The organism is Candidatus Eisenbacteria bacterium, from assembly GCA_016235265.1.
In the GTDB taxonomy this organism is placed as follows: Bacteria; Eisenbacteria; RBG-16-71-46; order RBG-16-71-46; family JACRLI01; genus JACRLI01.
Map to the genome: position 1 here is coordinate 1 of JACRLI010000030.1, position 23,161 is coordinate 23,161.

The 23,161-nt window shown below is 69.4% G+C and carries 20 protein-coding genes and 3 tRNA genes; 9 read left to right on the forward strand and 14 right to left on the reverse strand.

The annotated features are described in order from the left end of the window. Together HZB25_14155 and HZB25_14160 are read left to right on the forward strand one after the other, a co-directional pair. Positions 1 to 303 (forward strand): hypothetical protein (locus HZB25_14155; protein MBI5838378.1); only part of this gene is annotated, 303 nt, incomplete at its 5' end. Positions 304 to 346: 43 nt separating this feature from the next. Further along, a complete protein-coding gene (locus HZB25_14160) occupies positions 347 to 3,316 on the forward strand; it encodes a protein kinase (GenBank protein ID MBI5838379.1) in 2,970 nt (989 codons plus the stop codon). Here the strand turns inward: HZB25_14160 and HZB25_14165 are convergent. Next, on the reverse strand, positions 3,313 to 4,374 hold the full coding sequence (locus HZB25_14165; protein MBI5838380.1) for a hypothetical protein: 1,062 nt from the start codon (positions 4,372 to 4,374) through the stop codon (positions 3,313 to 3,315). The two genes, HZB25_14160 and HZB25_14165, sit on opposite strands and share 4 nt — an antisense overlap. A 411-nt stretch (positions 4,375 to 4,785) precedes the next feature. Between HZB25_14165 and HZB25_14170 the strand changes: the two genes are divergently transcribed. Both HZB25_14170 and HZB25_14175 read left to right on the forward strand, forming a co-directional pair. Beyond that, positions 4,786 to 6,654: an OPT/YSL family transporter gene (locus HZB25_14170; protein MBI5838381.1), complete on the forward strand. Its 1,869-nt coding sequence runs from the start codon at positions 4,786 to 4,788 to the stop codon at positions 6,652 to 6,654. 46 nt (positions 6,655 to 6,700) lie between these two features. Beyond that, a complete protein-coding gene (locus HZB25_14175) occupies positions 6,701 to 8,584 on the forward strand; it encodes an OPT/YSL family transporter (GenBank protein MBI5838382.1) in 1,884 nt (627 codons plus the stop codon). Here the strand turns inward: HZB25_14175 and HZB25_14180 are convergent. The 7 genes from HZB25_14180 to HZB25_14210 all read right to left on the reverse strand — a co-directional run bounded on the left by HZB25_14180 (position 8,568) and on the right by HZB25_14210 (position 16,127). Then, positions 8,568 to 9,113 carry an archaemetzincin family Zn-dependent metalloprotease gene (locus tag HZB25_14180; GenBank protein MBI5838383.1) on the reverse strand — a complete coding sequence of 182 codons (546 nt, stop codon included), beginning with the start codon at positions 9,111 to 9,113 and terminating at the stop codon, positions 8,568 to 8,570. The two genes, HZB25_14175 and HZB25_14180, sit on opposite strands and share 17 nt — an antisense overlap. Continuing rightward, complete coding sequence (locus HZB25_14185) at positions 9,113 to 10,459, reverse strand: sigma-54-dependent Fis family transcriptional regulator (protein MBI5838384.1); 1,347 nt, start codon at positions 10,457 to 10,459, stop codon at positions 9,113 to 9,115. Before HZB25_14185 ends, HZB25_14180 begins: the two co-directional genes overlap by 1 nt. Beyond that, positions 10,456 to 12,060 carry a HAMP domain-containing protein gene (locus HZB25_14190; GenBank protein MBI5838385.1) on the reverse strand — a complete coding sequence of 535 codons (1,605 nt, stop codon included), beginning with the start codon at positions 12,058 to 12,060 and terminating at the stop codon, positions 10,456 to 10,458. The genes HZB25_14185 and HZB25_14190 overlap by 4 nt, the downstream gene beginning before the upstream one ends. A gap of 583 nt (positions 12,061 to 12,643) precedes the next feature. After that, entirely contained in the window at positions 12,644 to 13,348 is a 705-nt protein-coding gene (locus HZB25_14195; GenBank protein ID MBI5838386.1) for a hypothetical protein, read from the reverse strand. A 43-nt stretch (positions 13,349 to 13,391) separates the two neighbouring features. Beyond that, positions 13,392 to 14,618 carry a Ni/Fe-hydrogenase cytochrome b subunit gene (gene hybB, locus HZB25_14200; GenBank protein ID MBI5838387.1) on the reverse strand — a complete coding sequence of 409 codons (1,227 nt, stop codon included), beginning with the start codon at positions 14,616 to 14,618 and terminating at the stop codon, positions 13,392 to 13,394. Between the two features lie 14 nt (positions 14,619 to 14,632). Then, positions 14,633 to 15,436 (reverse strand): 4Fe-4S dicluster domain-containing protein, encoded by an 804-nt coding sequence (locus tag HZB25_14205; GenBank protein ID MBI5838388.1) that lies wholly within the window; start codon positions 15,434 to 15,436, stop codon positions 14,633 to 14,635. Positions 15,437 to 15,461: 25 nt separating this feature from the next. Continuing rightward, positions 15,462 to 16,127 (reverse strand): hypothetical protein, encoded by a 666-nt coding sequence (locus HZB25_14210; protein ID MBI5838389.1) that lies wholly within the window; start codon positions 16,125 to 16,127, stop codon positions 15,462 to 15,464. A 637-nt stretch (positions 16,128 to 16,764) separates the two neighbouring features. Here HZB25_14210 and HZB25_14215 point away from each other — a divergent pair. The 5 genes from HZB25_14215 to HZB25_14235 all read left to right on the forward strand — a co-directional run bounded on the left by HZB25_14215 (position 16,765) and on the right by HZB25_14235 (position 19,357). Further along, the gene (locus HZB25_14215) at positions 16,765 to 17,277 is read left to right on the forward strand and encodes a type II secretion system protein (protein MBI5838390.1); all 513 of its coding nucleotides are present in this window, start codon (positions 16,765 to 16,767) and stop codon (positions 17,275 to 17,277) included. Positions 17,278 to 17,291: 14 nt separating this feature from the next. Further along, the gene (locus HZB25_14220) at positions 17,292 to 17,726 is read left to right on the forward strand and encodes a prepilin-type N-terminal cleavage/methylation domain-containing protein (GenBank protein MBI5838391.1); all 435 of its coding nucleotides are present in this window, start codon (positions 17,292 to 17,294) and stop codon (positions 17,724 to 17,726) included. A 98-nt stretch (positions 17,727 to 17,824) separates the two neighbouring features. Further along, positions 17,825 to 18,289, forward strand: a complete 465-nt coding sequence (locus HZB25_14225; protein ID MBI5838392.1) for a hypothetical protein — start codon at positions 17,825 to 17,827, stop codon at positions 18,287 to 18,289. Beyond that, entirely contained in the window at positions 18,276 to 18,755 is a 480-nt protein-coding gene (locus tag HZB25_14230) for a hypothetical protein (protein ID MBI5838393.1), read from the forward strand. Before HZB25_14225 ends, HZB25_14230 begins: the two co-directional genes overlap by 14 nt. Further along, entirely contained in the window at positions 18,755 to 19,357 is a 603-nt protein-coding gene (locus HZB25_14235; GenBank protein MBI5838394.1) for a hypothetical protein, read from the forward strand. Before HZB25_14230 ends, HZB25_14235 begins: the two co-directional genes overlap by 1 nt. Positions 19,358 to 19,364: 7 nt before the next feature. On the opposite strand, the gene HZB25_14240 is transcribed toward HZB25_14235, so the two are convergent. The 6 genes from HZB25_14240 to HZB25_14265 form a co-directional block, all read right to left on the reverse strand. After that, positions 19,365 to 19,802, reverse strand: coding sequence for a nucleoside deaminase (locus tag HZB25_14240; GenBank protein ID MBI5838395.1), 438 nt, complete (start codon positions 19,800 to 19,802; stop codon positions 19,365 to 19,367). 35 nt (positions 19,803 to 19,837) lie between these two features. Next, positions 19,838 to 21,400 (reverse strand): hypothetical protein, encoded by a 1,563-nt coding sequence (locus HZB25_14245; protein ID MBI5838396.1) that lies wholly within the window; start codon positions 21,398 to 21,400, stop codon positions 19,838 to 19,840. 63 nt (positions 21,401 to 21,463) lie between these two features. Next, positions 21,464 to 21,540 (reverse strand) — tRNA-Arg (locus HZB25_14250). Between the two features lie 50 nt (positions 21,541 to 21,590). Then, positions 21,591 to 21,683, reverse strand: a tRNA-Ser gene (locus HZB25_14255). A 276-nt stretch (positions 21,684 to 21,959) separates the two neighbouring features. Further along, positions 21,960 to 22,049, reverse strand: a tRNA-Ser gene (locus HZB25_14260). A gap of 58 nt (positions 22,050 to 22,107) precedes the next feature. Further along, complete coding sequence (locus tag HZB25_14265; GenBank protein MBI5838397.1) at positions 22,108 to 23,085, reverse strand: HNH endonuclease; 978 nt, start codon at positions 23,083 to 23,085, stop codon at positions 22,108 to 22,110. Between the last annotated feature and the right edge of the window lie 76 nt (positions 23,086 to 23,161).

Sequence of the window (23,161 nt, forward strand, 5' to 3'; positions counted from 1 at the left end):
GACGGGGCCGCGGGGCTCCAGGGCCCCGCGGCCCACCTGTCGCTGCACGACTGGGGGGTGGCGGAGACGCTTCGCGCGATGAGCCTGCTGGGACTGCATCCGCACCACCTCACCGTCGTGGGCGCCGAGCCGGGGCGAATGGACCCCGGCACGGAGCTCTCGCCGGAGCTGGCCCGGGCCCGCGACAGTCTCGTGACCCTGCTCCTGCAGCAGGCACCCGAGCCCGGGGAGCCGCGGCCCGGAGGAGACCACCCGCCCCAGGCGGACCACCCGCCCCACCCCACCGGCCCGCCGGTGGTGTAGACTCCACGCAGTCGCACCCACGCTGGCCGCGGGGACACGCTCCTTGGCAGCCCCCGGCACCCGCTTCGGTTCCTACACGATTCTCGGCCCGCTCGGTTCGGGTGGCATGGGCGAAGTGTACCTGGCGTCCGACTCGCGGCTGAACCGCGAGGTGGCCCTCAAGTTCCTGCCCGACGAGCTCTCGCACGATCCCGACCAGCTGGCCCGGTTCCAGCGCGAGGCGCTGGCGCTGGCCTCGCTCAACCACCCCAACATCGCGATCATCCACGGGCTGGAGGAAACCCCCGGCGGGGACCGCTACCTGGTGCTGGAGCGCGTGGAGGGCGAGACCCTCGCGGCGCGCCTGGGACGCGGGCGCCTGCCCCTCGAGGAGACGCTGTCCGTCTGCGGCCAGCTGGCCGAGGCGCTCGATGCAGCCCACGAGCGCGGCGTGATCCACCGCGACCTCAAGCCCGGCAACCTGATGGTCACCCCGCGCGGGCGGGTCAAGGTGCTGGATTTCGGCCTGGCCCGGCGGGGAGGCGAAGCGGCGCCGGGGAACGCGGGCCGGGAAGGCGCCGACGCGGAGGATCCGGGCGAGGCCGGCCTGGTGATGGGCACGCCCGGCTACATGAGCCCGGAGCAGGCGGTGGCCCTGCCCCACGATCACCGCACCGACTTGTTCTCGTTCGGGTGCATCCTGTACGAGTGCCTCTCGGGACGCCGGGCTTTCCCGGGTGGGCACGCACTGGAGATCACCGCGGCGCTGCTCAACGAGGACCCCGACTGGGGCGCGCTGCCGGCGGAACTCCCCGGCCCGCTCGACGAGCTGCTGCGCGCGTGCCTGCGCAAGGATCCCGGCGGGCGTCCCGCCAGCGCCACGGCGGTGTGCGCCGCGCTCGCCGCCGCAGCCTCCGCTCCCGCTCCCGGCGCCCCCGCGCCCACCGCCATCCCCCACAACCTGCCACCGGCGCTCACCAGCTTCGTGGGCCGCGAGGCGGTGGCGGCGGAGTGCCTGCGCCTGGTGGGACAGGCGCGCCTGCTCACGCTCACCGGCGCGGGCGGCTGCGGCAAGACGCGCCTGGGGCTGCACCTGGCCGGGCGACTGCTCCCGGAGCACCCCCACGGCGCATGGTTCGTGGACCTGGCGCCACTTTCGGACCCGGAGCGCGTCCCCGGTGCGGTGGCCGCGGCGCTGGGCGTGCGCGAGGAGCCCGGCCGCACGCCGCTGGAAGCGCTCGTGGAGCACTTCCGCGCCCGCCGCACGCTGCTGGCGCTGGACAACTGCGAGCACCTGCTGGCCGCCTGCGTCTCGCTCACCGGCGCGCTGCTGGCGGCCTGCCCCGGGTTGCGCGTGCTGGCCACCAGCCGCGAGGCCCTGGGCATGCCGGGCGAGCAGGTGTACGCGGTGCCCACGCTCGCCGTGCCCGGCCCGGGCGCGGTGCGCGACGCATCGGGCGCGGCGGCGTTCGAGTCGGTGCGGCTGTTCGTGGAGCGGGCCGCGCTGGTGCGCCCCGACTTCGTGCTCGACGACGCCGGCGCGCCCGCCGTGGCCGAGATCTGCCGCCGGCTCGACGGGATCCCGCTGGCGCTGGAGCTGGCCGCGGCGCGGGTGAAGATGCTCACCGTGGAACAGATCCGCGCGCGCCTCGACGACCGCTTCCGGCTGCTCACCGGCGGCAGCCGCTCCGCGCTGCCGCGCCACCAGACGCTGCGCGCCACGATCCAGTGGAGCTACGACCAGCTGGTGGACGAGGAACAGCACCTCCTGCGCGCGCTCTCGGTGTTCCACGGCGGCTGGAGCCTGGAGACCGCCGCGCGGGTGCTCCCTGGAGCCGCGGACGAGTTCGAGGTCCTGGACCGGATCACCCGCCTGGTGGACAAGTCCCTGGTGGTGGTGGAGCGCTCCCGCGCCGAGGACGCCCGCTACCGCTTCCTCGAAACGGTCCGTCAGTACGCCCAGGAGAAGCTGGGCGAATCCGGCGAGGGCGAGGCGGTGCGCGCCCGCCACCTGGAGTGCTTCCTGGCGCTCGCCGCCATGGCGGAGCCATACCTGCGCGGACACGACCAGGCGCAGTGGCTGCGGCGGCTGGAGCTGGAGCACGAGAACCTGCTCGCGGCGCTCGACTGGTGCCCGCACTCCGCGGACGGTGCGGAACAGGCGCTGCGGCTCTCCGGCTCGCTGTGGCGGTTCTGGTACGCCCACGGCCACTTCCGGCTCGGCCGGCGGCTGCTGGCCGGGGCGCTGCAGGGCACGACCGCGGCCAGCCCCGCGCGGGCCGCGGCGCTGCGCGGCGCGGGGGCCATGGCCTACGTGCAGGGCGACACCCAGTCCGCCCGTCCGGTGTACCAGGAGCTGCTCGAAGTGTGCCGCGGGCTGGGGGACCGGCTGGGAGTGGCGCGCGCGCTGAACGGCCTGGGGCTGGTGGCTCAGGGCGCCGATGACGCCGCCACCGCGGGCGCCCGCTACGAGGAGAGCCTGGCGGCCTACCGCGAGGTGGGAGACCAGGCCGGGATGTCGGTGGCGCTGGGAAACCTCGGCAACCTCGCGCTGCAGCAACGCGACTTCGAAGCCGCCCGGGGCCACTTCGAGGAGGGGCTCGCCCTCTGCCGCCGGCTCGACAACCGCGAAGGCATGGCCGCCGCCGTCCTCAACCTCGCCATGGCGTTCACGCGCCTCGGGAACACCGGGCAGGCGCGCGCCAGCCTGGGCGAGGGCCTGGGGCTGGTGGTGGAGCTGGGCCAGAAGCGGTTCGGGGCCTATGCCCTGGAGTGCGCCGCCGGGCTGGCGGCGCTGCGCGGCGAGCCCGCGCGGGCGCTGCGCTGGTGCGCGGCCGCGCAGGCGCTCCGCGAGCAGATCGGCTCGCCGCTCCCCCCGGTGGAGCAGCGCGAGCTGGACCAGCTCGTGGAGCGCCTGCGCGCGCTACCGGGCTTCTGCGACCCGGACGAAGCATGGGCCGCCGGCGCGGCGCTCTCCTTCGCGGCCGCGCTCGACGACGTGCTGGCGTGGGTGGCCGCCGGCCCCCCGGGCTAGCGGTACCGCGTCTTCAACTGTCCCCATGTCTGCGGCTTCACCGGGGTGGTGACACAACCGCCCGGACCGATGAGACCGTGGTTGTAGTCGCTCAGCACCTGCCAGTCCGCCACGCACACGCTGAACTCCAGGTAGCCTGAGCCCAGCGGCGGCACCACCAGCGCGCCGATCAGCGCGTCGGCGTCGGTCATGGCCGCCTGCACCACGGCGGGCACCGTCGCCCCGTTCAGCTCGTTGCACCGGGCGGTGATCAACTGGTGGGCCAGCGCGATCAACCCGTTGCCGGCGCTCATGGCGGGCAGCATCCCGGGCCTCGGGCCCACGATGTCGGGCTCGCCGATGCCGGAGACTGCGCCTAGGATGGCCACGAGCTGATCCTTGGTGTAGGCGGTCGATCCCAGGGGAATGGTGGACGCCGCGGTGCCCCGGGCGCCCGCGGGCCGCGCACCGAGGCGGCGGGACGCCTGGAGCGCGGACTGCCCTTCGTCGAGGGGCCACTGGTCGAGATGGTTCAGCCACCACGTCATGGTCTGGGTGCAGTTCACGTTGGCGAGCGTGGAAGCGAACACGATCTGCGAGGCCTCGCTGGCCTCGCCCCCGCCACCGGCCAGGGCGAAGGCGCGGAACACGTAGGCCGTGGCCGGATCAAGGTCCAGCGGCGCGTTGGTGCTCACGCCGGTCTCGTCGAAGAGGTCCCCGATGGGGACCTGGGCCGGCGCACCGGGTGCCAGCAGGTAACTGGTGCACAGCCCGCCGAGGGTGAACAGAGACGGCGAACCGATGAAGTAGGCCTCCCCCTGCGCCGGGCTCGTGCCCGACTCGGCCCAGAGGTTGCCGCCGGCCAGGAAGTCACTGCGCTTCATCCACCAAACCGCGAAACCGGCCGGCGCCCCGCTGGCGCCCGCGGTGATGGAGAGCAGCACCTTGCCGTGGCCCACGGCCACGACAGCCAGGGCGGGTGGATCGTGCGCCGCACCCAATGCGGGCGCCGCGGGAACGAGGAGCAACGCTAGCAGCGACAGGAGCGCCGATAGAGGCGGGATCCGCTGGACGGGCATGGCGGGCCTCCTTGGGAAGCGTGAGAGACTCGGATATCGAGGCGGCCCCTACTCGTGGAGGGAATTGTAATACTTTAGTATACCAGCGATCTACCGCCAAGCCCAGTGCCGGTGCCCCGCGCCGGTGTACCAGTGCCGGTGCCCCGGTTCCCGTGCCCCAGACCGGCGCGCGGGCGGGGACGATCCGCTCAGTCGGGGGCTCTCCTGGTCAATAATACGTATCTCCTTTGACGGTTGCCGCAACCCCCTGCCGGTGCTAGCTTTTCGGACATTCCGCCGCTCCCCTTCCCGCGGTGGACGGACCACCTGCCTGCTCGGCTTTTCAGCGCCACCATCCGGGCGCGCGACGGAGAGCGGGGCGAGCCCGGCGCTCCCCACCGGGCGTTCCTGTCCCTGAGGAAAGGTCCCCACATGACGGTTCTGGATCCCAAGGCTGCCGCCCCTTCGTTCGAGCAACTCGAACGGGAGTGGTACGAAAACGTCTACAAGGGCGTGGGCGACACCGGTCCGCAGCTCACGGTGCGCGCCATCGTGATGGGCTCGATCCTGGGCTGCGTCATGTCGCTCACCAACATCTACGTGGGGCTCAAGACCGGCTGGGGGCTCGGGGTGGCGATCACCGCCTGCATCCTGTCGTTCTCCATCTGGAAGGCGATGCGCGGCATGCGCCTGGTGCGCAGCGACTTCAGCATCCTCGAGAACAACTGCATGCAGGCCACCGCCACCGCCGCGGGCGTCTCGGTGGGCGGGACCATGATCTCGGCCATCGCGGCCATGATGATGATCACCGGCAAGGTGATGGACTTCTGGGTGCTGTTCGGCTGGAACGTGCTGCTGGCGGTGATCGGCGTGGCCATGGCGGTGCCGATGAAGCGCCAGCTGATCAATCGCGAGCAGCTGCGCTTCCCGAGCGGCACGGCCGCGGCCGAGACGCTGCGCAGCCTTTACGCCCACGGCGGCGACGGCGTGCAGAAGGCGCGCGCGCTGGCCGTGGCGGGGCTCCTCGGTGGCAGCGTGGCCTGGTTGCGCGACGCCACCTTCCGCTTCATGCCCTGGAACATGCCGGGCTCGCTGCCCTTCGGCAGCCTGGCGGCGAACGGCATCCCGTGGAGCACGCTCACCATGAAGTGGGACATGGGGCTGATCATGATCGGCGCGGGCGCTCTGATGAGCTTCAAGGTGGGCTGGAGCCTGCTACTGGGTGCGGTGATCAACTACCTGGTGCTGGTGCCCATGATGATCCAGCAGGGCGTGATCGTGGCCAGCAACCCGGCCAACGGATTCGCGTTCCGCGACATCACCCGCTGGAGCCTGTGGATCGGCGCCTCGATGATGGTGGTCTCAAGCTTCGTACCGCTCGCGTTCCAGGCCAAGAGCATCCTGCGCTCCCTCTCCTCCATCCGCGGCATCCGCGGCGGCGGCGGCGGGTCGCAGGATCCCCTGGCCTCGGTGGAAGTGCCGCAGACGTGGTTCTGGGCGTTCTTCCTCACGGCCATGGTGGGCGTGGTGGCCATGCAGAAGATCTTCTGGGACATCTCGATCCCCATGGGTGTCCTCTCGGTGCTGCTGACGTTTGTCCTTTCGGTGGTCGCCTGCCGCGCCACCGGCGAAACCGACACCACTCCCGTGGGCCCGCTGGGCAAGGTGACGCAGCTCACGTACGGCATCCTGGCCCCCTCCAGCATGACCACCAACATCATGACCGCCTCGGCCACCGCCAACGCCTCCGGCTGCGCCGCCGACCTGCTCACCAACCTCAAGTGCGGCTACCTGCTGGGTGCGAATTCGCGCAAGCAGTTCCTGGCCCAGATGCTGGGCATCCTGCCGGGCGCCATCGTGGTGGGCCTGGCCTGGAACGTCCTGGTGCCCGACGCCAGCGTGCTCGGCGGCGACAAGTTCCCCGCGCCCTCCGCCATGGTGTGGAAGAGCGTGGCGGAGCTGATGAGCCATGGCGTGCGCTCGCTGCACCCCACGGCGCGCATGGGCGCGCTGCTGGGCGCGCTGGTGGGGCTGATCCTGCCGCTGCTGGACCGCTACCTGCCCGAGCGCTACCGCAAGTTCGTGCCCTCGCCCATGGGGCTGGGGCTGGCGTTCGTGGTGCAGGGGTTCAACTGCATCTCGATGTTCGTCGGCGCCTCGCTGGCGCTGCTGTTCGGGAAGCTCCACGAGAAGCTGGCCGACACCTACGTGGTGCCGGTGGCCTCCGGCCTGATCGCGGGCGAGAGCATCATGGCGATCGTGATCACCGTGATGCAGCTCGACTTCTTCCACCTGACCTGACCGGGCCGGCCCCGCCGCCGCACGGGGCCGCCCTCCGGGGGTATCCGTGTCCACAACGCTGCCCGTCAACGACGAGACCCGTCCCAGGACACCCGAGGAAATCGAGCGGCACTGGTTCGAGAACGTGTATTGCGGCGACTCCATGCCGCAGCTGACCTTCCGCGCGGTGGCCGTCGGCATGGTCCTGGGCATGGTCATGGCGTGCTCCAACGTGTACGTCTCCCTCAAGTCGGGCTGGAGCATGGGGACCGCCATCACGGCGTGCATCCTGGCCTACGTGTTCTTCAGCGGGCTCAGGGTGCTGCGGCCGAACATGCGGCCGTACAACATCCTCGAGAACAACTGCACCCAGTCCACCGCCTCGGCCGCGGGCTGTATCACCAGCGCCGGGGTCGCCAACGCCATCCCGGCGCTGATGATGCTCGACCCGCACGCGCTCCCGCTCGACTTCCAGACCCGGCTGCTGTTCCTCATCCCCTGGATCGTGACCATCGCCATGATGGGCGTGTTCCTGGCGGTGCCGTCGAAGCGGCAGATGATCAACATCGAGCAGTTGCCCTTCCCCACCGGGACCGCCGCGGCGGCCACGCTGCGCAGCCTCCACGCCAAGGGCAGCGAGGGCGGCGAGCAGGCCCGCGCGCTGATCCTCGCGGGAGTGGTGGGCGCGGGCATCACGTGGTGGCGCGACGCGATCTTCAAGTGGACCACGTACTGGCACATTCCCCGCATCTGGGGCACGGAGTGGATCCGCATCGGCAAGTACAATGCGCAGGAACTGACCATGGCCTTCGAGGGCTCGCTGCTGTTCATCGCCTCGGGCTCGCTGATGAGCTTCCGCCAGACGTGGAGCATGCTGCTGGGGGCCGTGATCAACTACTGCGTGCTGGCGCCGATCATGCTCGACCGCGGCATCATCGAGGTGGCCTCGTTCCGCAAGATCTCGGCGTGGAGCCTGTGGACCGGCGTGCCCATGATGGTCACCTCCGGGCTGCTGCTGTTCTTCATGAACTGGAAGACGGTGGTGCGGGCGTTCAGCACCATCACCGCCTTCTTCTCGCCCCGGGGCGTCCAGAAGGACGACCCCATGGACCGCATCGAGGTGCCGGGCTCGTGGTTCCTGGGCGGCTACGCCGTGCTCGGCATGATCGTGGTGACGCTGGGCATCACGCTGTTCCACATCACGTGGTGGATGGGGATCATCGCGGTGCTGGCCACGTTCCTGCTGGTCGTGGTGGCCGCGCGCGCCACCGGCGAGACCGACGTCACCCCGGTGGGCCCGCTGAGCAAGATCACGCAGCTCACCTTCGGCGTGATCAAGCCGGGCGACATGGTCACCAACCTGATGACCGCCAACATCACCGCCGGCGCGTGCAGCAACGCCAGCGACCTGCTGACCGACCTCAAGAGCGGCTACCTGCTGGGAGCCAACCCGCGCCGCCAGTTCATCGCCCAGTTCTTCGGTGTGCTCGTCGGCGGGCTGGCGGTGGTGCCGGTCTACTTCGTGCTGATCCCGGACGTCTCGGTGCTGGGGACCGAGCAGTGGCCCGCGCCGGCCGCGCTGGTGTGGAAGGGCGTGGCCGAATTGCTCTCCAAGGGGCTGAACGCGCTGCATCCGACCGCGCGCATCGGGCTGCTGGTCGGCGCGTCGCTGGGGATCGTCCTGCCGCTGCTGGAGATCGCCTTCCCCAAGGCCAAGAAGTTCATCCCCTCGGCCACCGGGCTGGGCCTGGCCTTCACCATCAACGGATTCAACGTGATCTCGATGTTCCTCGGCTCGTGCCTGGCGCTGGCGCTGCGCAAGGGGACCCCGAAGTTCGCGGAGAAGTACATCGTGCCGGGCGCTTCGGGGATCATCGCCGGGGAGAGCCTGATGGGCGTGGGCGTGGCTTTTCTGAAGATCGCTTCCGACAAGCTCAGGTGGGGCTGGTAGGGCTGGCCGCAAGGGTCCGCGCGCACGCCGGGCACATCGCGGCGCGCTTGAGGTCGATCTCCTCCACGTAGGTGGACGAGCGCATCACGCACTCGAACTGCCGGCAGTGGGTGAGCCCCAGGGTGTGGCCCAGCTCGTGGAGCACTTCCTTGGCCAGGCGCGACTCCAGCAGCGCGTCGTCGCGGGGCAGGCCGTAGAAGGGGTTCGCGAGGCGCACCGTGGAGACCACCGCCGCGGGACCGGCCAGCTGCGCCTCGCCGAAGACGAAGGTGAGCACGGGGATGAACAGGTCCACGTCCACCACCGCGATGCGCCGCTCCCCCGCCGCGCCGTCCAGGTCCAGCACCTGCGCCAGGAGTGCGGTGGAGTTGTGCTGACCGCGCGAGCGGTCCCACGCCGCGGCCAGGTCCAGCTGCACCCGTTCCACCGACACGGGCAGGCCCAGCGCGGCGCCCACCGTGCGCGCCACCCCCTCCAGCCGCGGCACACCCGCGCCGCCGGCGCTGAGGACGCGGATCCTCCCGGGCACTACGGCTTCCTCAGCCCGTATTTCTCGATCTTGTGGTAGAGCGTGGCGCGATCAATGTGCAGGATCTCGGCGCTGCGCGAGATGTTCCACTTGTTCTCCCGGAGCACCGCCTCGATGTGCGCCTTCTCCACCGCGGCCAAGGAGCCGCTGGCAGGCACGTGCTGGGTCTCCCCGAGCACCTGGAAAGGCAGGTCCTCCGGACGGATGGCCGGCGGGCGGCCCACCACCATGGCCCGCTCCACCGCGTTCTCCAGCTCGCGCACGTTGCCCGGCCAGTCGTAGCGCACCAGCGCGTCCATGGCCTCCGCGGCGATGGCCAGCCCCGGCCGGCCCATGGCCCGCGCGTACTTGTCCACGAAGTGCCGCGCCAGCGCCGGGATGTCCGACTTGCGCTCGCGCAGCGGCGGCAGGTAGATGGAGAACACGTTCAGGCGGTAGTAGAGGTCCTCGCGGAAATTGCCGTCGGCCACCCCGCGCTCCAGGTCGCGGTTGGTGGCGCAGATCACGCGGAAGTCCACCTTCACCAGGTTGGTGCCGCCCACGCGGGTGAACTGCTTGGTCTCCAGCACCCGCAGCAGGTCCATCTGCGCCTTGAGGTCGATGTTGGACACCTCGTCCTGGAACAGCGTGCCGCCGTCGGCCAGCTCCAGCTTGCCCTTGCGCCGGTACTGCGCGCCGGTGAACGCCCCGCGCTCGTGCCCGAACAGCTCGCTCTCCAGCAGTCCCTCGGCCATCGCGCCGCAGTTCACGGTGACGATCGGGAAGTACCGCCGCTCGCTGTTGCAGTGGATGGCGCGCGCGATCAGCTCCTTGCCGGTGCCGCTTTCGCCGCGGATCATCACCGTGGTGTCGGTGGAGGCCACGGTCTTCACCATCTCGAAGACCTTCTGCATCGGCCCGGCCTCGCCCACCATCTCGTCGGCCTGCGAGAACTCCGAGATGCGCTCCTTGAGCTGGAGATTCTCGCTCGCCAGCGCCCGCTGCTTCATCACGTTCTGCACGATGTGCGAGAGATGGTCGGGATCCACCGGCTTGGTCACGTAGTCGAACGCGCCGGCCTTGAGCGCCTGCACCGCGGTGTCCACGGTGGCGTGCGCGGTGATGAACACGATGGTGGCGCCGGGGTCCACCTCGGAGACGCGCTGCTGCACCTCCATGCCGTCCATGCCCGGCATCTTGATGTCCAGCAGGATCAGGTCCCAGCGCCGCTCCTGAAGTTTGCGCAGCGCGGCGGCGCCGTCCTCGGCCGACTCCACCGTGAAGCCGTCCTCGAGGAACCACTTGGTCAGGGCGTCGCGGACGATCTTCTCGTCGTCGACGACCAGGATGGATCCGCGGCTCGTCATGTGGTCGTTCCCCCCATTCCCGAGTGGGGCAGCCGGAGCGTGAACGTGGTCCCGTTCCGCGGGCTCGACTCCACCTCGATGTCCCCTCCGTGCCGCTCCACGATGCCGTACGCGATGGAGAGGCCCAACCCGGTGCCCTTGCCTTCCTTCTTGGTGCTGAAGAACGGCTCGAAGATGTGCGGCAGGTCGTCCTGGCGGATGCCCACGCCGGTGTCCGAGATCCGGATCCGCACGTCGGCGTCGTGGCGCTCCTGGCTCACTTCGACGCGCAGCGTGCCGCCCTCGGGCATGGCCTCCACGGCGTTCACCATGATCGCAACCAGCGCCTGCTGCAACTGGTTCTCATCGCCGATGAACGAGGCGTCCTCGGGCCGGAAGCTCACCTGCGGCTCGACCTTCGAGATCTCCAGATGGTGCGCGATCAGCTTCACCGACTTGTCCACCACGTCCCTGGCCCGCACCACGCCCACCTCGCTGGTCTGCTTGCGCGAGAACAGCAGCAGGTTCTTCACGATGTTGCCGCAGCGCTCGGTCTCACGTGCGATCAGCGCGAGGTCCTCCAGCGTCTCCTGCGTCTTCTCCGGCGAGAGCGGCCCGGTGCGCAGCCGCCGCGCCACCAGCTTGGCGTAGGCCAGGATGCCCGCCAGCGGGTTGTTCAGCTCGTGCGCCACGCTGGCCGCCAGCTTGCCCAGCGAGGCCATCTTCTCGATCTGCGCGATCTGCCCGTGGATGCGCTGCAGCTGCTCGGTCTTCTCGCGCACCCGGTCCTCCAGCGTGCTCGCCCACTCCTCGTTTTCCTGGCGCGCCCGCTTGAGCGAGGTGGTCATCTCGTTGAACGCGCCGGCCAGCTGTCCCAGTTCGTCGCTGCCGGTGACCGGGATCTGGTAGTCGAGGTTGCCCGCGGAGATCTGCCGCGTGCCGCGCATCAGCCGGCTCACCGGGCGGCGGATGGTGAGCAGCACGTACAGCCCCGCCAGCAGCGCCGTTCCCAGCAGGATCAGCACCGCGTTCAGCACCGTGCGGCGCTGCACCTCGGCAATGGACTGATCCACCTGCTGGAGCGACATGCGCACGTCCAGCACCCCCAGCACCGTGCGCTCCCGCGGCTGTGCATGGCACGCCGGGCCCGCGCAGCCCTCCTCGTTGCGGATGGGGTTGATCAACCCCACCAGGCGATAGCCCCCCGCGCCCTGGTACACCCGCATGCGGTTGGGGATGGGCAGCGCCTGCAGCGGCTTCTGGCGCTCGTGGCACACGAAACACGCCTCCGCGTGGAGGTCCACCATGGTCCCCTCCTCCTTCTTGTCGGTGGAGAAGGTGATCACGCCGCGCTTGTTGTAGATCCGGATCCCCTCCACCCCCGGCTCGCGCCCGATGGTGGTGATGATCTGGTACACGTCCTGCTTGCGGTTGAGGAGCATGCTGTAGTACGTGGAGGACTTGATCAGGTCGCTGACGCGGTAGGCCGACTGGTAGACCTGGGCCTGCATGCGGCTGGTGAATATGCGGACGGTGACGTAGGAGTAGAGGCAGAAGGTGGAGAGCAGGAGCAGCAGGAGGCCGACGAAGAGCCTGAAGCTCAGTGTCTGCGAAAACCGCATTCTGCCGCCCTCCCCGCTCGCGGTACCACGTCCCGAACTGATTGTCCCACCTTTGCGCGCGCCTGGGAAGGGCCGTCCCTTCGCCTGTCCCTTCGCCCGCTCGGCCCTGCGCCACGCGGCGTCCTCGGAGACCTCTCCCGGACAGTGGGTGTACCCCTCACGGCCCGCTCGGCTCCGCGCCACGCGGCGTCCTCGGAGACCTCTCCCGGACAGTGAGGAGCGGACCCCGAAGCGCGGGGCGCCGAGGTGCCAGACATGGATGGCTGCACTGCGGGCCCAACTCGCGAATCGGCAGACCCTCCTCCCGGGCGCGCATGCGCGGCACGGCACAACCCTCTTCCGTGGCGTGGGTGTACCCCTCACGGTGCGTCTGCGACCGACGTAGCCAGGAAGGCGAAGGAGGGAGCAGCCGCAGCGATGTCGCGCCAGGATGGCGCGACGAGCGGGCCGTGAGGGGTACACCCACGCCACGGAAGAGGTCTCCGAAGAAGCCGCGTTGAGCAAGCCCAGAGAGCGGTCTGCGATGAAGCGGGGTGGCGGCAGGGCAGGGCACAAGAGCCGGCCCTGCCGCCCCGCGCGAAGGCTAGCGGAATGCCTGCTGCAGCAACGTGAAGTACTTCACCGCGCCCAGCATGTCCGAAACATGCTGCAGCGCCACCCCGCCATCGGCCAGCGTGGCCCCCAACCTCGGACTCTCGCCCCGCAGCGCGTCCGCCAGCCGGTTCTGGAACCGCGCGTGGTCGTCGCGGAATTCGCGCTTGGCCTGCTCCGTGGCCAGCAGGCTCCCACCCCGCAGCTCGTTCTCGCACACGTCCATCTCGAACGCCCAGCCCTCCTCCAGCGGGTCGGTGCCCAGGCGGTACGGGTGCTGCGCCAGGTTGGCGTTCACGGCGCTCACCACGCCGTCGGTGGGCGCGGAGATGGGGAACGTGCCGCCGTCGGTGACGATCCACATGTGCGTACGACGGCGCTTCAGGTGCTCTCCCACCGAGGGGAGCACCACGGCCTTGGGGGCCAGCAGCGCGTCGGCCAGGCCGGGCTCGATGCCCACGCGCGCCAGGCGGTGGCGCTCGGGAGTGCGGCCGTGGACCCGCACCCAGCAATGGTTGCGGCTGTAGAGGCGGTCGCCCGGCAGGCTCGCGGGGCGCTCCACCGGGACCGCCGCCGCGGACTCATCCGCTCCCCTCTCTGGCCGCTTGAAGTGGCAGCGGATGGCGGCGTCCAGGGGGCAGTGGTCGCAGTCGAAGCCGCGCTCGCACAGTTGATATGACAGGATCCCACCCGTCATCCAGACGCACTTGTGCTCCTGGGGCGGGACCACCGGGTGCCGGCTACTTGGCGACGAGGATTCCATGGTCCCCTCTCTTCGGCGCTTGCCGCCGCGCATCGCCGGCGTCCTCGACCCAGGCGACGGGTACCACCGACTCCTCCTCGCGGGCGTGGCCGTGCTCGTCCGTGAAGATGGGCAGGTAGCGGGCCGCCAGCGCGAAGGCGATGAAGCCGACGGTGACGATGCTCATGGTGATGGCCAGTTCGCTCCACTTGGGCACGTAGGCCACGCCGGCGGAGCGCTCGAGGGCGGTGGTGGCGACGTTGAGGCGGTTGAACACGAACCCCACCACCACCATCACGGCGCCGGCGAAGAGGCCGTGGTAGTTGGCGCGCACCTTCGCGCGGCCCAGCCACAGCATCGGCGCGATCACGCCGACCACGAGCTCGGCCCAGTAGAACGCGGTCTCCTTGCGGGGCAGGAGCAGCAACCCGAACATGTCGCGGGAGGCCAGGTCCACCACCTTCATGACCAGGTACACGCCCAGCACCATCACGCACACGCGGCCGATCTCCTGGAGCAGGTGCATTTCCAGGCCGCGGCCGAAGGCGCGCGAGCTGAGGTAGGACTCGAAGATCACCATGGCGCAGCCGGCCGCGATGGCCGACACGTAGAAGAATGCCGGCAGGTAGGCCGAGTACCACAAGCCGTACATCTTGCCCGGCACGATCAGGAACAGCGAGCCCAGGCTGGACTGGTGCAGCGTGGAGAGCAGCACCCCCAGGATGATGAACACGATGCTCACGCGGCCCATGATGCGCACCAGCTTGAACAGCCGGAACCGCTCCAGCACCACCGGCGCGAACTCCATCGCCAGCACCGTGGTGTAGAGCATCACGCACCAGGCCACCTCGAACATCACCGAGTTCGGGTTCCACATGATGATCGCGTGCCACACCGAGAAGGGGCGGCCGAGGTCGAACATCAGCCCCACGATCACCAGCAGGTAGCCCAGGAACGCGGTCAGGATGGCCGGCCGCAGCATCGGCTCGAAGCGCTTGATGTGGAAGATGTGGACGATGGCGGCCATGGTGAAGCCGCCGGCCGCCAGGCCCACGCCGCACAGGATGTCGAAGGCGACCCACAGGCCCCACGGGGTCGCGTCGGTGAGGTTGGTGCTGGCGCCCAGGCCGCCGGTGACGCGCAGCCAGGTGGCCGCCGCGCCCGCAGCGAGGGTGAGGATCGCGACGGCCTTCCAGAAGGTGAACTTGAACGGATTGGTCTTCATGTCGGTCCCCCGCCCTACTTCCCGTGGCCGATATGGCCGTCGTGATCGTCGGATCCCCGCGTGAGCTTGTCGCGCAGGACGGCCGGCCCGCCTTCGGCCCGGGCCACTTCCTCGCGGCGGTTGGTGATCCAGTAGATGCCGTACAGCAGCGCCGTGCCCACCGTCACCACGCCGGGGATCTTCTCCATGGCGTTGGCGGTGAGCGCCGGCAGCGGGGTGGTCTCCACCTGGGTCTTGAACCCCAGCTTCTCGAAGGGCACCGCGGAGAGGTACAGCACCGAGGTGCCGCCCACTTCCGTGACGCCGTACACGCGGTGCACGTAACCGGTGGGGTTGTTGCGGATGCGCTCGTAGGCTTCCTTGAGCAGCTCGTCGCGGTCGCCGAACTTGGTGGCACCGGTGGGGCAGGCCTCGGCGCACGCGGTGGGCTGGCCCGCAGCCACGCGCTCCGCGCACAGCCGGCACTTGCGCACCCGCGGGTTGTTGCTGCTCCACTCGTAGCGCGGCACCTGGAACGGGCACGCCTGGATGCAGTAGCGGCAGCCGATGCACTTGCTCTCGTCATAGAGCACCGGGCCCTCGGCGGTCTTGGTGAACGCGCCCACCGGGCACACCGACGCGCACGTCGGTTCCTTGCAGTGCTGGCACATGCGGCGCACGTACACGCCGCCCTCGTACTCCTGCAGCGCGGTGTAGGCGGTCGGCGTGAGCCGGTTCTCCACCGTGTCGGGCTGCCTGTTGGCCTCCTTGCACGCGGCCTGGCAGTTGTTGCACCCGACGCACTGAGTGATGTCAATCAGCAGGGCCTTCGCCTTCATGCTCGTCTCCCCCTCGTCCCGTGCCCTACACGACCTGCAGGAACTCGTCCTCGAACCGCGCCCAGGCCTTCTGGTCCAGCTGCTTCAGCGCGCCGGTGACCGGCGGGCCGCCGTCCTGCAGCGCCACGGCACCCAGCGCCGGAGTGGCGCCCGCGCCCGCGAACACGTCGCGCAACCGGGCGAACTCCTCCTGCACCCAGCGGCGGGTCTCCTCGCCCAGCAGCATCTGGCGCATCTGCCCCGCGCGGCCCGGCTGGACGGCGTAGGCCCAGCCTTCGGTGAACAGGTCCTCGTGCATCAGCTCGGGGCGCTTCTCCAGCTCGGTGTTGGGGGTGAGGATCTCGCCCTCGATGGGCGAGCGCACGGTGAGCGAGCGACCCTCGGACTCCAGGCGCAGCATCGGTTCGCCCTTCTCCACATGCTCGCCGGCGCGCTTCAGGAGCGTCACGCGCGGCGTGTCGAGCAGGCGGTTCACGAAGTCGTCCACGCCGACGAGCAGCTTGCCCGAGGGGTACATGCTGAGCCAGGTGTGCGAGCGCGCGAAGAACACCCCCGCCGGAACGCGCACCCGCACCGGGTGCGACTTGCCGCGAGCCACTGCGGGCACCCCCGCCGGCTGCTTGCGGATCCGGACCAGCCAATCCATCCCCAGGAAGAGGAGGATCGTCGCGACTACCAGAATGACGGTCATGTTCGTGCCTCCCGTGTCACCCGCTCCGTTCCGGTTTCTCCGGTTCTTCGCGGGGAAGTAAGCCTGTCTGCCCAGCCCTTCCAAGCCCCAGCCGGCATGACCCGGCGTCTATTTACTATTGGAAGGAACGTGCCACGGGTGTGGAAGGATGCGGCACGCCGACACGAAGGTGCTCGACTGCAACGCGTTGCGCGTTTGAGGTGGGGGTCTCGAAGGTGATTTCATGCCGGAATGCCGATGCCGGGAACGTAGAGAATTGCGGCAATCCGAGCCTGGCTGAGTGTGGAGAACTGCGAATGTGATTGTGCGCGCTGAGATTACGACGCTGTAGCGATTTCCGGCAGCGAGTTGTGGAGGATCGCCACAGAATCGGGGTTTTGGGGGCATCCGCGGCGGGCAAGGCGCTCCCGTGACGTGGGACTCGTCAGATCCGGCGTCTCAGGAGCGAGACGGCGCGCGGCTGCTCCACTCCTCTGCACACGCGAATCGGCCGCCGCGGGCGTATTCAGCGACACCCGCCAGGCCGGCTCTCCCGCCCCTACAGGCCGCCCGCCGAATTGCCGATATTTCGAGGGTGAACCCGCGTCCTCGCCGATCCGGCCTCAATTGCGCCCCGGCGGACCCGGTGGGCCGGTCCATGCCCGCCGGGCTCGCGCGCAACGGCTACACCATGGTGGAGCTGGTGCTGGTGATCGCCATCATCGGGATCCTGGCCGCCTCGTCCATTCCGGCCTGGTTCGACCGCGGCCGCACCAACCTGGACATCACCCGGCGGCGGCTGGTGGGCGACCTCACCTACGCGCGCGAGTACGCGATGCTCCGACACGACCACGTGAGCGCCAATTTCTCGGTGGCGGGCAACAGCTACACCATCTACTACACCCCCACCGGGGCGGCCATCACCGACCCTTCGGACACCCGCGGCAACCTGAGCTTCACGCTGAACGGCTCGAGCTACTCCGGCGGCGTGGCCATCACCAACGCCAACTTCGGCGGCACGCCGGGGGTGCGGTTCAACTCCTGGGGCACGCCGTGCGACTCGGCCGGCAACGTGCTCACCACCATGGGCCTGGTGATCCTGACCGGCACCGGCTCCTCCACCTACACCGACACGGTGCGCGTGGAGCCGGGAACGGGGTACGTGCGATGAGGGCGTGTCCGAGGGTGGACGCACCGGCGCTCGCCGCGCGGGCGCAGCGCGTTCCCCGGGCACACGGCGCTTCCCGCGGCTTCACGCTGATCGAGCTGGTGCTGGTGCTGATGGTGCTCGCCGTCGGCATTCCGCCGCTGATCAGCCTGGGCAACAACTGCTTGCAGAGCCTGCACCAGGGGGCCTACGTCACCACGGCCACCTCGCTGGCGCAGGAGAAGCTGGAGAACGTGGCCCAGGACCGGGCCCTGGTGAGCCGCGGCTGGAGCTACATCGTGGCCGGCAACTACCCCGCCGAGAGCCCGGTCACCGGGTTCCCGGGCTACGCGCGGGCCACCACCATCGCCACCGATTCCACCTACAGCGGCGTCACGTACCGCAACGTCTCGGTGACCGTGACCGCGCCCGACAACACGCAGGTGACATTGTTCGCGTGGGTGGTGCAGTGAGGACGCGATCCGCCATGGCAGGCCGGCGCGGCGGCGAACGCGGAGGGCGGGGGGAAGGCCCTCGGGACGAAGGCGCGCGGGGCGAGCGCGGCACCACGTTGATCGAACTCGTGATGGTGATCGTGATTCTGGGCGTCGTCGCCGCAGGGGTGGCCACCGCGTTCCGCGCGGCCACCGACATGGCGGCCACGCAGGCGGCCCTCGCGGCCGAGACGGCCGAATCGCGCCGCGTGATGGCCACGCTGGTCTCGGAGATCCGGCTGGTGGACGGCGGCGTCTCGTTCGCGCAGTGGTCCGCGCAGGACTGCGGCTTTGACACGGTGCGCGGCGACTCGGTGCGCTTCACCTGGAGCGGCACGCCGGGCGCCCCGCTGCTGGCCAAGTACGACACCCAGGTGGACACGCTTTCGCGCAGCGTGGACTCGCTGGCGTTCGCCTACCTCGACACCCTGCGGAACCCGGCCGCCTCGGCGGACCGGATCAGCACGGTATCCGTGTACCTGCGGCTGAGCCGCTCCGGGGCCCAGCTGGCGCAAAGGAACGTGGTGTATGTGCGCAACTAGCCGCCCCGCGCATCGCGGGCAGGCCTCGCGCGGCCCGGGCGCCGCTCGCCGCGAGACTATCGCCTGCCGCGGGATCATCGCCTGTCGCCGCGCGGCGAACCCGGGCGAGCGCGGCTCCCTGCTGGTGGGCGCGCTGGCGCTGCTGATCATGGTGCTGGGCTTCCTGCTGGTCACCTCGCGCGCGGTGGTGACCGACGGGGACGCCGCCTCGAAGCACCGCGCCCGCACCTCCGCGTTCTACGTGGCCGAGGCGGGCCTGCAGTACGCGCTGGCGGAAGTGAAGCTGGACACGGCGTGGGCCGGGCTGGCCGCGCCGGGCAAGAACTGCCAGGAGGGCAGCTTCGTGGTCACCGTGACGCGCAACGACGTGGACGGCTCCCCCCTGCCCGCGGACATCAAGCGGTACGTCTCCACCGGCACGGTGAACTCGGCGCAGGCGGTGGTGTCGCTGCAGGTGCAGTTCTGATGCGGGCCCGGGGCGCGGCGTCCCTGCTGGTGTGCGTGGCACTGGTGGGCTTCGCCGCCGGCACCGCGCGGGCGACCGTGGTCTTCTCCGAGGACTTTGAATCCGCCCAGGGACTCAACAACGGCAAGTGGACGAACAACAACTCGGGCGTGATCGTGGCGGGTGCGGGCAACGGGGGCACCAAGGGGCTGAAGTTCAACCAGAAGACCGCGGTCGGCAGCCGGGACCTCCGCTCGGCGAGATACAACATCACCCAGAACACGGACTACTACATCTCCGTGGACTACAAGGAGACGACCGCGACCGGCATCCTGGTGTTCCAGGAACTGAACAACGGCAACAATACCGTCCGCACGACGTACGTGTTCGGAGACGCGTCGGTGAGCCCGCTGGTGACGTGGAACGGCCCGGGCCTGGGTTACACCACGTACACCGCCATGATCCACACGCTCCCGCAGACGCGGCGGTTCCGGGTCATTCTGTATGACCGACAGAGCGCGGTGCCCATCGGGAACGTGTACTTCGACAATCTGCTGATCTCGGATGTGCCGCCGGCGGTGGCCACGCCGACGCCGGTGCAGTGGCGGGAGATTGTGAAGTAGCGCCGCGCTACGGCTTCTTCCGCATCTGCTCGAAGAACGCCGTCAGGATCGCCCCGCACTCTTCTGCCTGGATTGCCGGGATCACATCCACCCGGTGATTCAGGCGGCGCTCCCTCAGGATGTCCAGCACGGAGCCACAGGCGCCCGCCTTGGGGTCGGCGGCGCCGTAGACCAGCCTGGGCAGCCGGGCCAGGACGATGGCCCCGGCGCACATGGTGCACGGCTCGAGGGTGACGTAGAGGGTGCAGCCGTCCAGTCTCGCGGAGCCTCGGGAGTTCATGGCGGCCCCCAGGGCGATCATCTCGGCGTGGGCGGTGGCGTCCTGCAGCGATTCGACCTGGTTGTGTCCGCGGCCCACCACTTGTCCTTCCCACACCACCACGGCACCTACCGGCACCTCGCCTTCGTCCAGCGCGCGGCGGGCTTCGTTTAGGGCCAACTCCATGCCCTGCTCATCGGAGAGAACGCGGCGGAAGGTGCTCATGGACGGGTTCCTCTCGATGTGTCGGACAATTCATGGCCCAGCCGGTCCAGGCTCTCAAGCAGGGCGTCCAGGTCGGATTCGCGGGTACGGAAGGACAGGATGCAGGTGCGCAGCACGGAGCGGCCGGCGAGGCGGGTGCCGGACATGAAGGCCTCGCCGCTGCGCTCCAGTGCCAGGGCCAGGCGCTCCTGGATGCGGTCGAGCGTGTCGGGATCGGGGCGCGGGCCCGGGGGGAGCCAGCGGAAGCAGGAGATGCTCAACTGCGCCTCGCTGCACAGCTCGAAGTTCGGGTGCTGGCGGATCTTCTCGTCCAGCAAGCGCGCCAGGCGGCAGTGCTCCTCGATCGCATCGGCATAGGCGCGCCGTCCGTAGGTCTTCAGGCTCATCCACACCTTGAGGGCGCGGAAGCCGCGCGAGAGCTGCGGGCCGTATTCGAACAGGTCGGTGCGTTCGCCTTCGGCGGCCAGAGCGTCCTTGTCCTCGCGCATGTAGCTGGCGGCGCCGCCGTAGGCCTTCCTCAGCAGTTCCGGATCGCGCAGCAGGCACGCGCCGGCCTCGTAGGGCACGAACAGCCACTTGTGCGGGTCTATGGCGATGGAGTCGGCGCGCTCCATGCCCGCAAGCAGGGGTTGCGCGGAGGGGGCCAGCGCGGCCAGGCCGCCGTAGGCGCCGTCCACGTGGAACCACAGGCCTTCCTCGGCGGCGAGGTCAGCCAGGGCGTCGAGTGGGTCCACCGCGCCGCTGTTCACGGTGCCGGCGCTGCCGATGATGGCCAGGGGCACCGCGCCAGCCTTGCGGTCGCGGGTCAGAAAGTCGCGCATGGCGCGCACGTCGGCGCGGAAGTGGCGGTCCACCGGCGTGAGGCGCACGTGCTCCTCCCCCAGGCCCAGCAGGCCGGCGGATTTCACCACGCAGCGGTGGACTTCCTCGGAGGCGTAGACGGTGAGCGGGCCGGGGCCGGCCTGCAGCCCCAGCCGGCGCACGTCCCACGGCGCGCGGGCGCGGAGCGCTGCGCCCAGGGCGGCCTGGCTGGCCATGGTGCCGCCGCTCACGAGAATGCCGCCGGCGCCGGGCGGCAGGCCCACGATCTCGGCGAGCCAGCGCATCACGCGCTTTTCGAGATGGGTGCCCGCGGGGCTGTTGCGCCATGCGCCCAGGTTCTGGTTGTATGCGGCGGCCAGCAGCTCGGCGGGCGGCGAGGCCGCGTTGGTGCCGGGGTTCACGAAGGCGAAGAATCGCGGGTGGCCCAGGGCGGTGACGTGGGGCTCGAGCTTGGCGATGGCCTCGCGCACGACGTCCGCGAGGGGCGCGGGGCCCTCCGGGAGCGGCTCGTCAAAGAGGGCGTCCAGCTCGCGCGGAGTGACGGACGGAACCACTGGGCGCGCTGAGATGCTCTGCCAGTGGCGCTCGAGGGCCTCGAGGGCCAGCAGGCCGGCGGCGTGGATGTCTTCGGGCGTGGCGTCGAATGCGGCGCCGGGGACGGCGGATGCGGGCGGGCGCGGCGCGTCCGCGGATGCGCGGGGCGGCGTGCGGCGACCGGCGACAGGGTTCTCGCTCACGCAGTCCCCCGGAAACGGAAAAGCCCCCCGTGGGTGCGGGAGGCTCGGCCCGTGGTGAAGAAGTGGTGCGCCCAGGAGGACTTGAACCCCCAACCTACTGATCCGTAGTCAGTCGCTCTATCCAATTGAGCTATGGGCGCACAGGCCGTGCAAGATGTGAATCTACAGCGCCTTGGCACTTGCGTCAAGGTGGCGGAGGGGAGAGGATTCGAACCTCCGGTAAGGTTTTACCCCTACAACCGCTTAGCAGGCGGCTGCCATAAGCCAGCTCGGCCACCCCTCCGGGTACTTCCAAGTTCTTTCAAGTCTGTTCCGCGGGGCTGGTTGCCGGCCTCGAAAGGGTTTGGCTGAGGCGGACCTGCGACTGCGGGGCGCTGACGGGGCTTCCGATTGGTGGTTCGGGAAGGCCCGGCAGCGCGGGAAAGATAGCATATGGCCGGGGGGTATGTGGGGGGATTTTGGGGGCCTTGACGGGCAGTTCCCGCGATGCGCTCGGGGGCGGTTGCTGGTGCGGAGCGGCCCCAAGCGGGGCCTGGGGCCGGCTCTGGGGCTCAGAGAATGGCGGAGGGAGTAGGATTCGAACCCACGGTGGGTGTGACCCCACAACGGTTTTCAAGACCGCCGCTTTCGACCGCTCAGCCATCCCTCCGGGCGCCCCAGAGAGTAGCGGAGAGCGACGTGCGGGTCGAGTCTGCCTCCGTCGAGACTTAGTCCGAGTGCCGGCACTTCAAGAGGACGTTCTCCCGATGGTATTCCAGAAACCGCCTCTGGCCCGCCGAGAACTCCCCGACGTTAGCAGGCCTGCCAGAGTCCACACCCATTCGTTCGAGGGACTCACGGTGCGCAACTGGAGAGATGAGCAGCTCCCCGTCATTGGCGAAGCCGATGAAGCCCCGGTCGAAGAGATGGTCAATGCTCGGCGTTAGCAGCAAGCCGTTCTCCGGATCCAGTCTCTCCTCGTTCGATGAATCGCGCCAAGGCTTGCAGTGGCTGGCGCGCAGGTGTTCAATTCGGTCCACTCGCGTAACCCGACAAGCCCTCTCCAAGGCCCGAACTCGCGCCTTGAACAGGCCCTGCCCCCGACGAGCCAGAATCAGTGCCTCTCGAGTAGTCTCGGGCAAACTCTCATCCCGGCTAAGATCTGCGATCTGGTGTTCCTCCCACTCTACCAATCCGACCGCGGGCTGGATCTGGGAAGTGTCGGCGACCTTGGTTCCCCGCATCAGTTCCTGAGCTTCGCGACCGATGAGATTCACGATCGCTCCGGCAAACTCGGAAGAGAGCTGGGTGAGATAAACACCCTGCAAACCGTCTCCGCTGCGGCGAAGCGGAGAGTACTTCTCAGGGAGCAGCGGCGCCAGTACGCGGATATGGTCCTTGGGGCGAACCGCCCCGGTGAGCCGTGTGAACCTCACGTCCACACGCCAGCCGATCTGATTCCAGTAGGCTCCCTTTGAGCCGAACTCAAGCGGTTTGGGTGCCTCGTAGGCGTGCGAGGCGGCAAAGCCAAGCGCGATGATGAAGGTCCCTGCAAATGAGAAGACAATGTCTCCCGGAGAGACTTCCCGCATGAAATCGTAGAACGGATTCAAGACTCCATCAGCCCGCCGCTTGGGTGACCAAAGGTATCCACCTTCGATTTCCTGACGAGATGTCTGGTTCTGGTTGACCCACCAGTAACGCATCAGTCTTCCCGTCTCTGCCTGGCAACTCGCAGGGGAATCTGGTGAATGAGATCGAGGGCTCTCTCGACGATTCGCA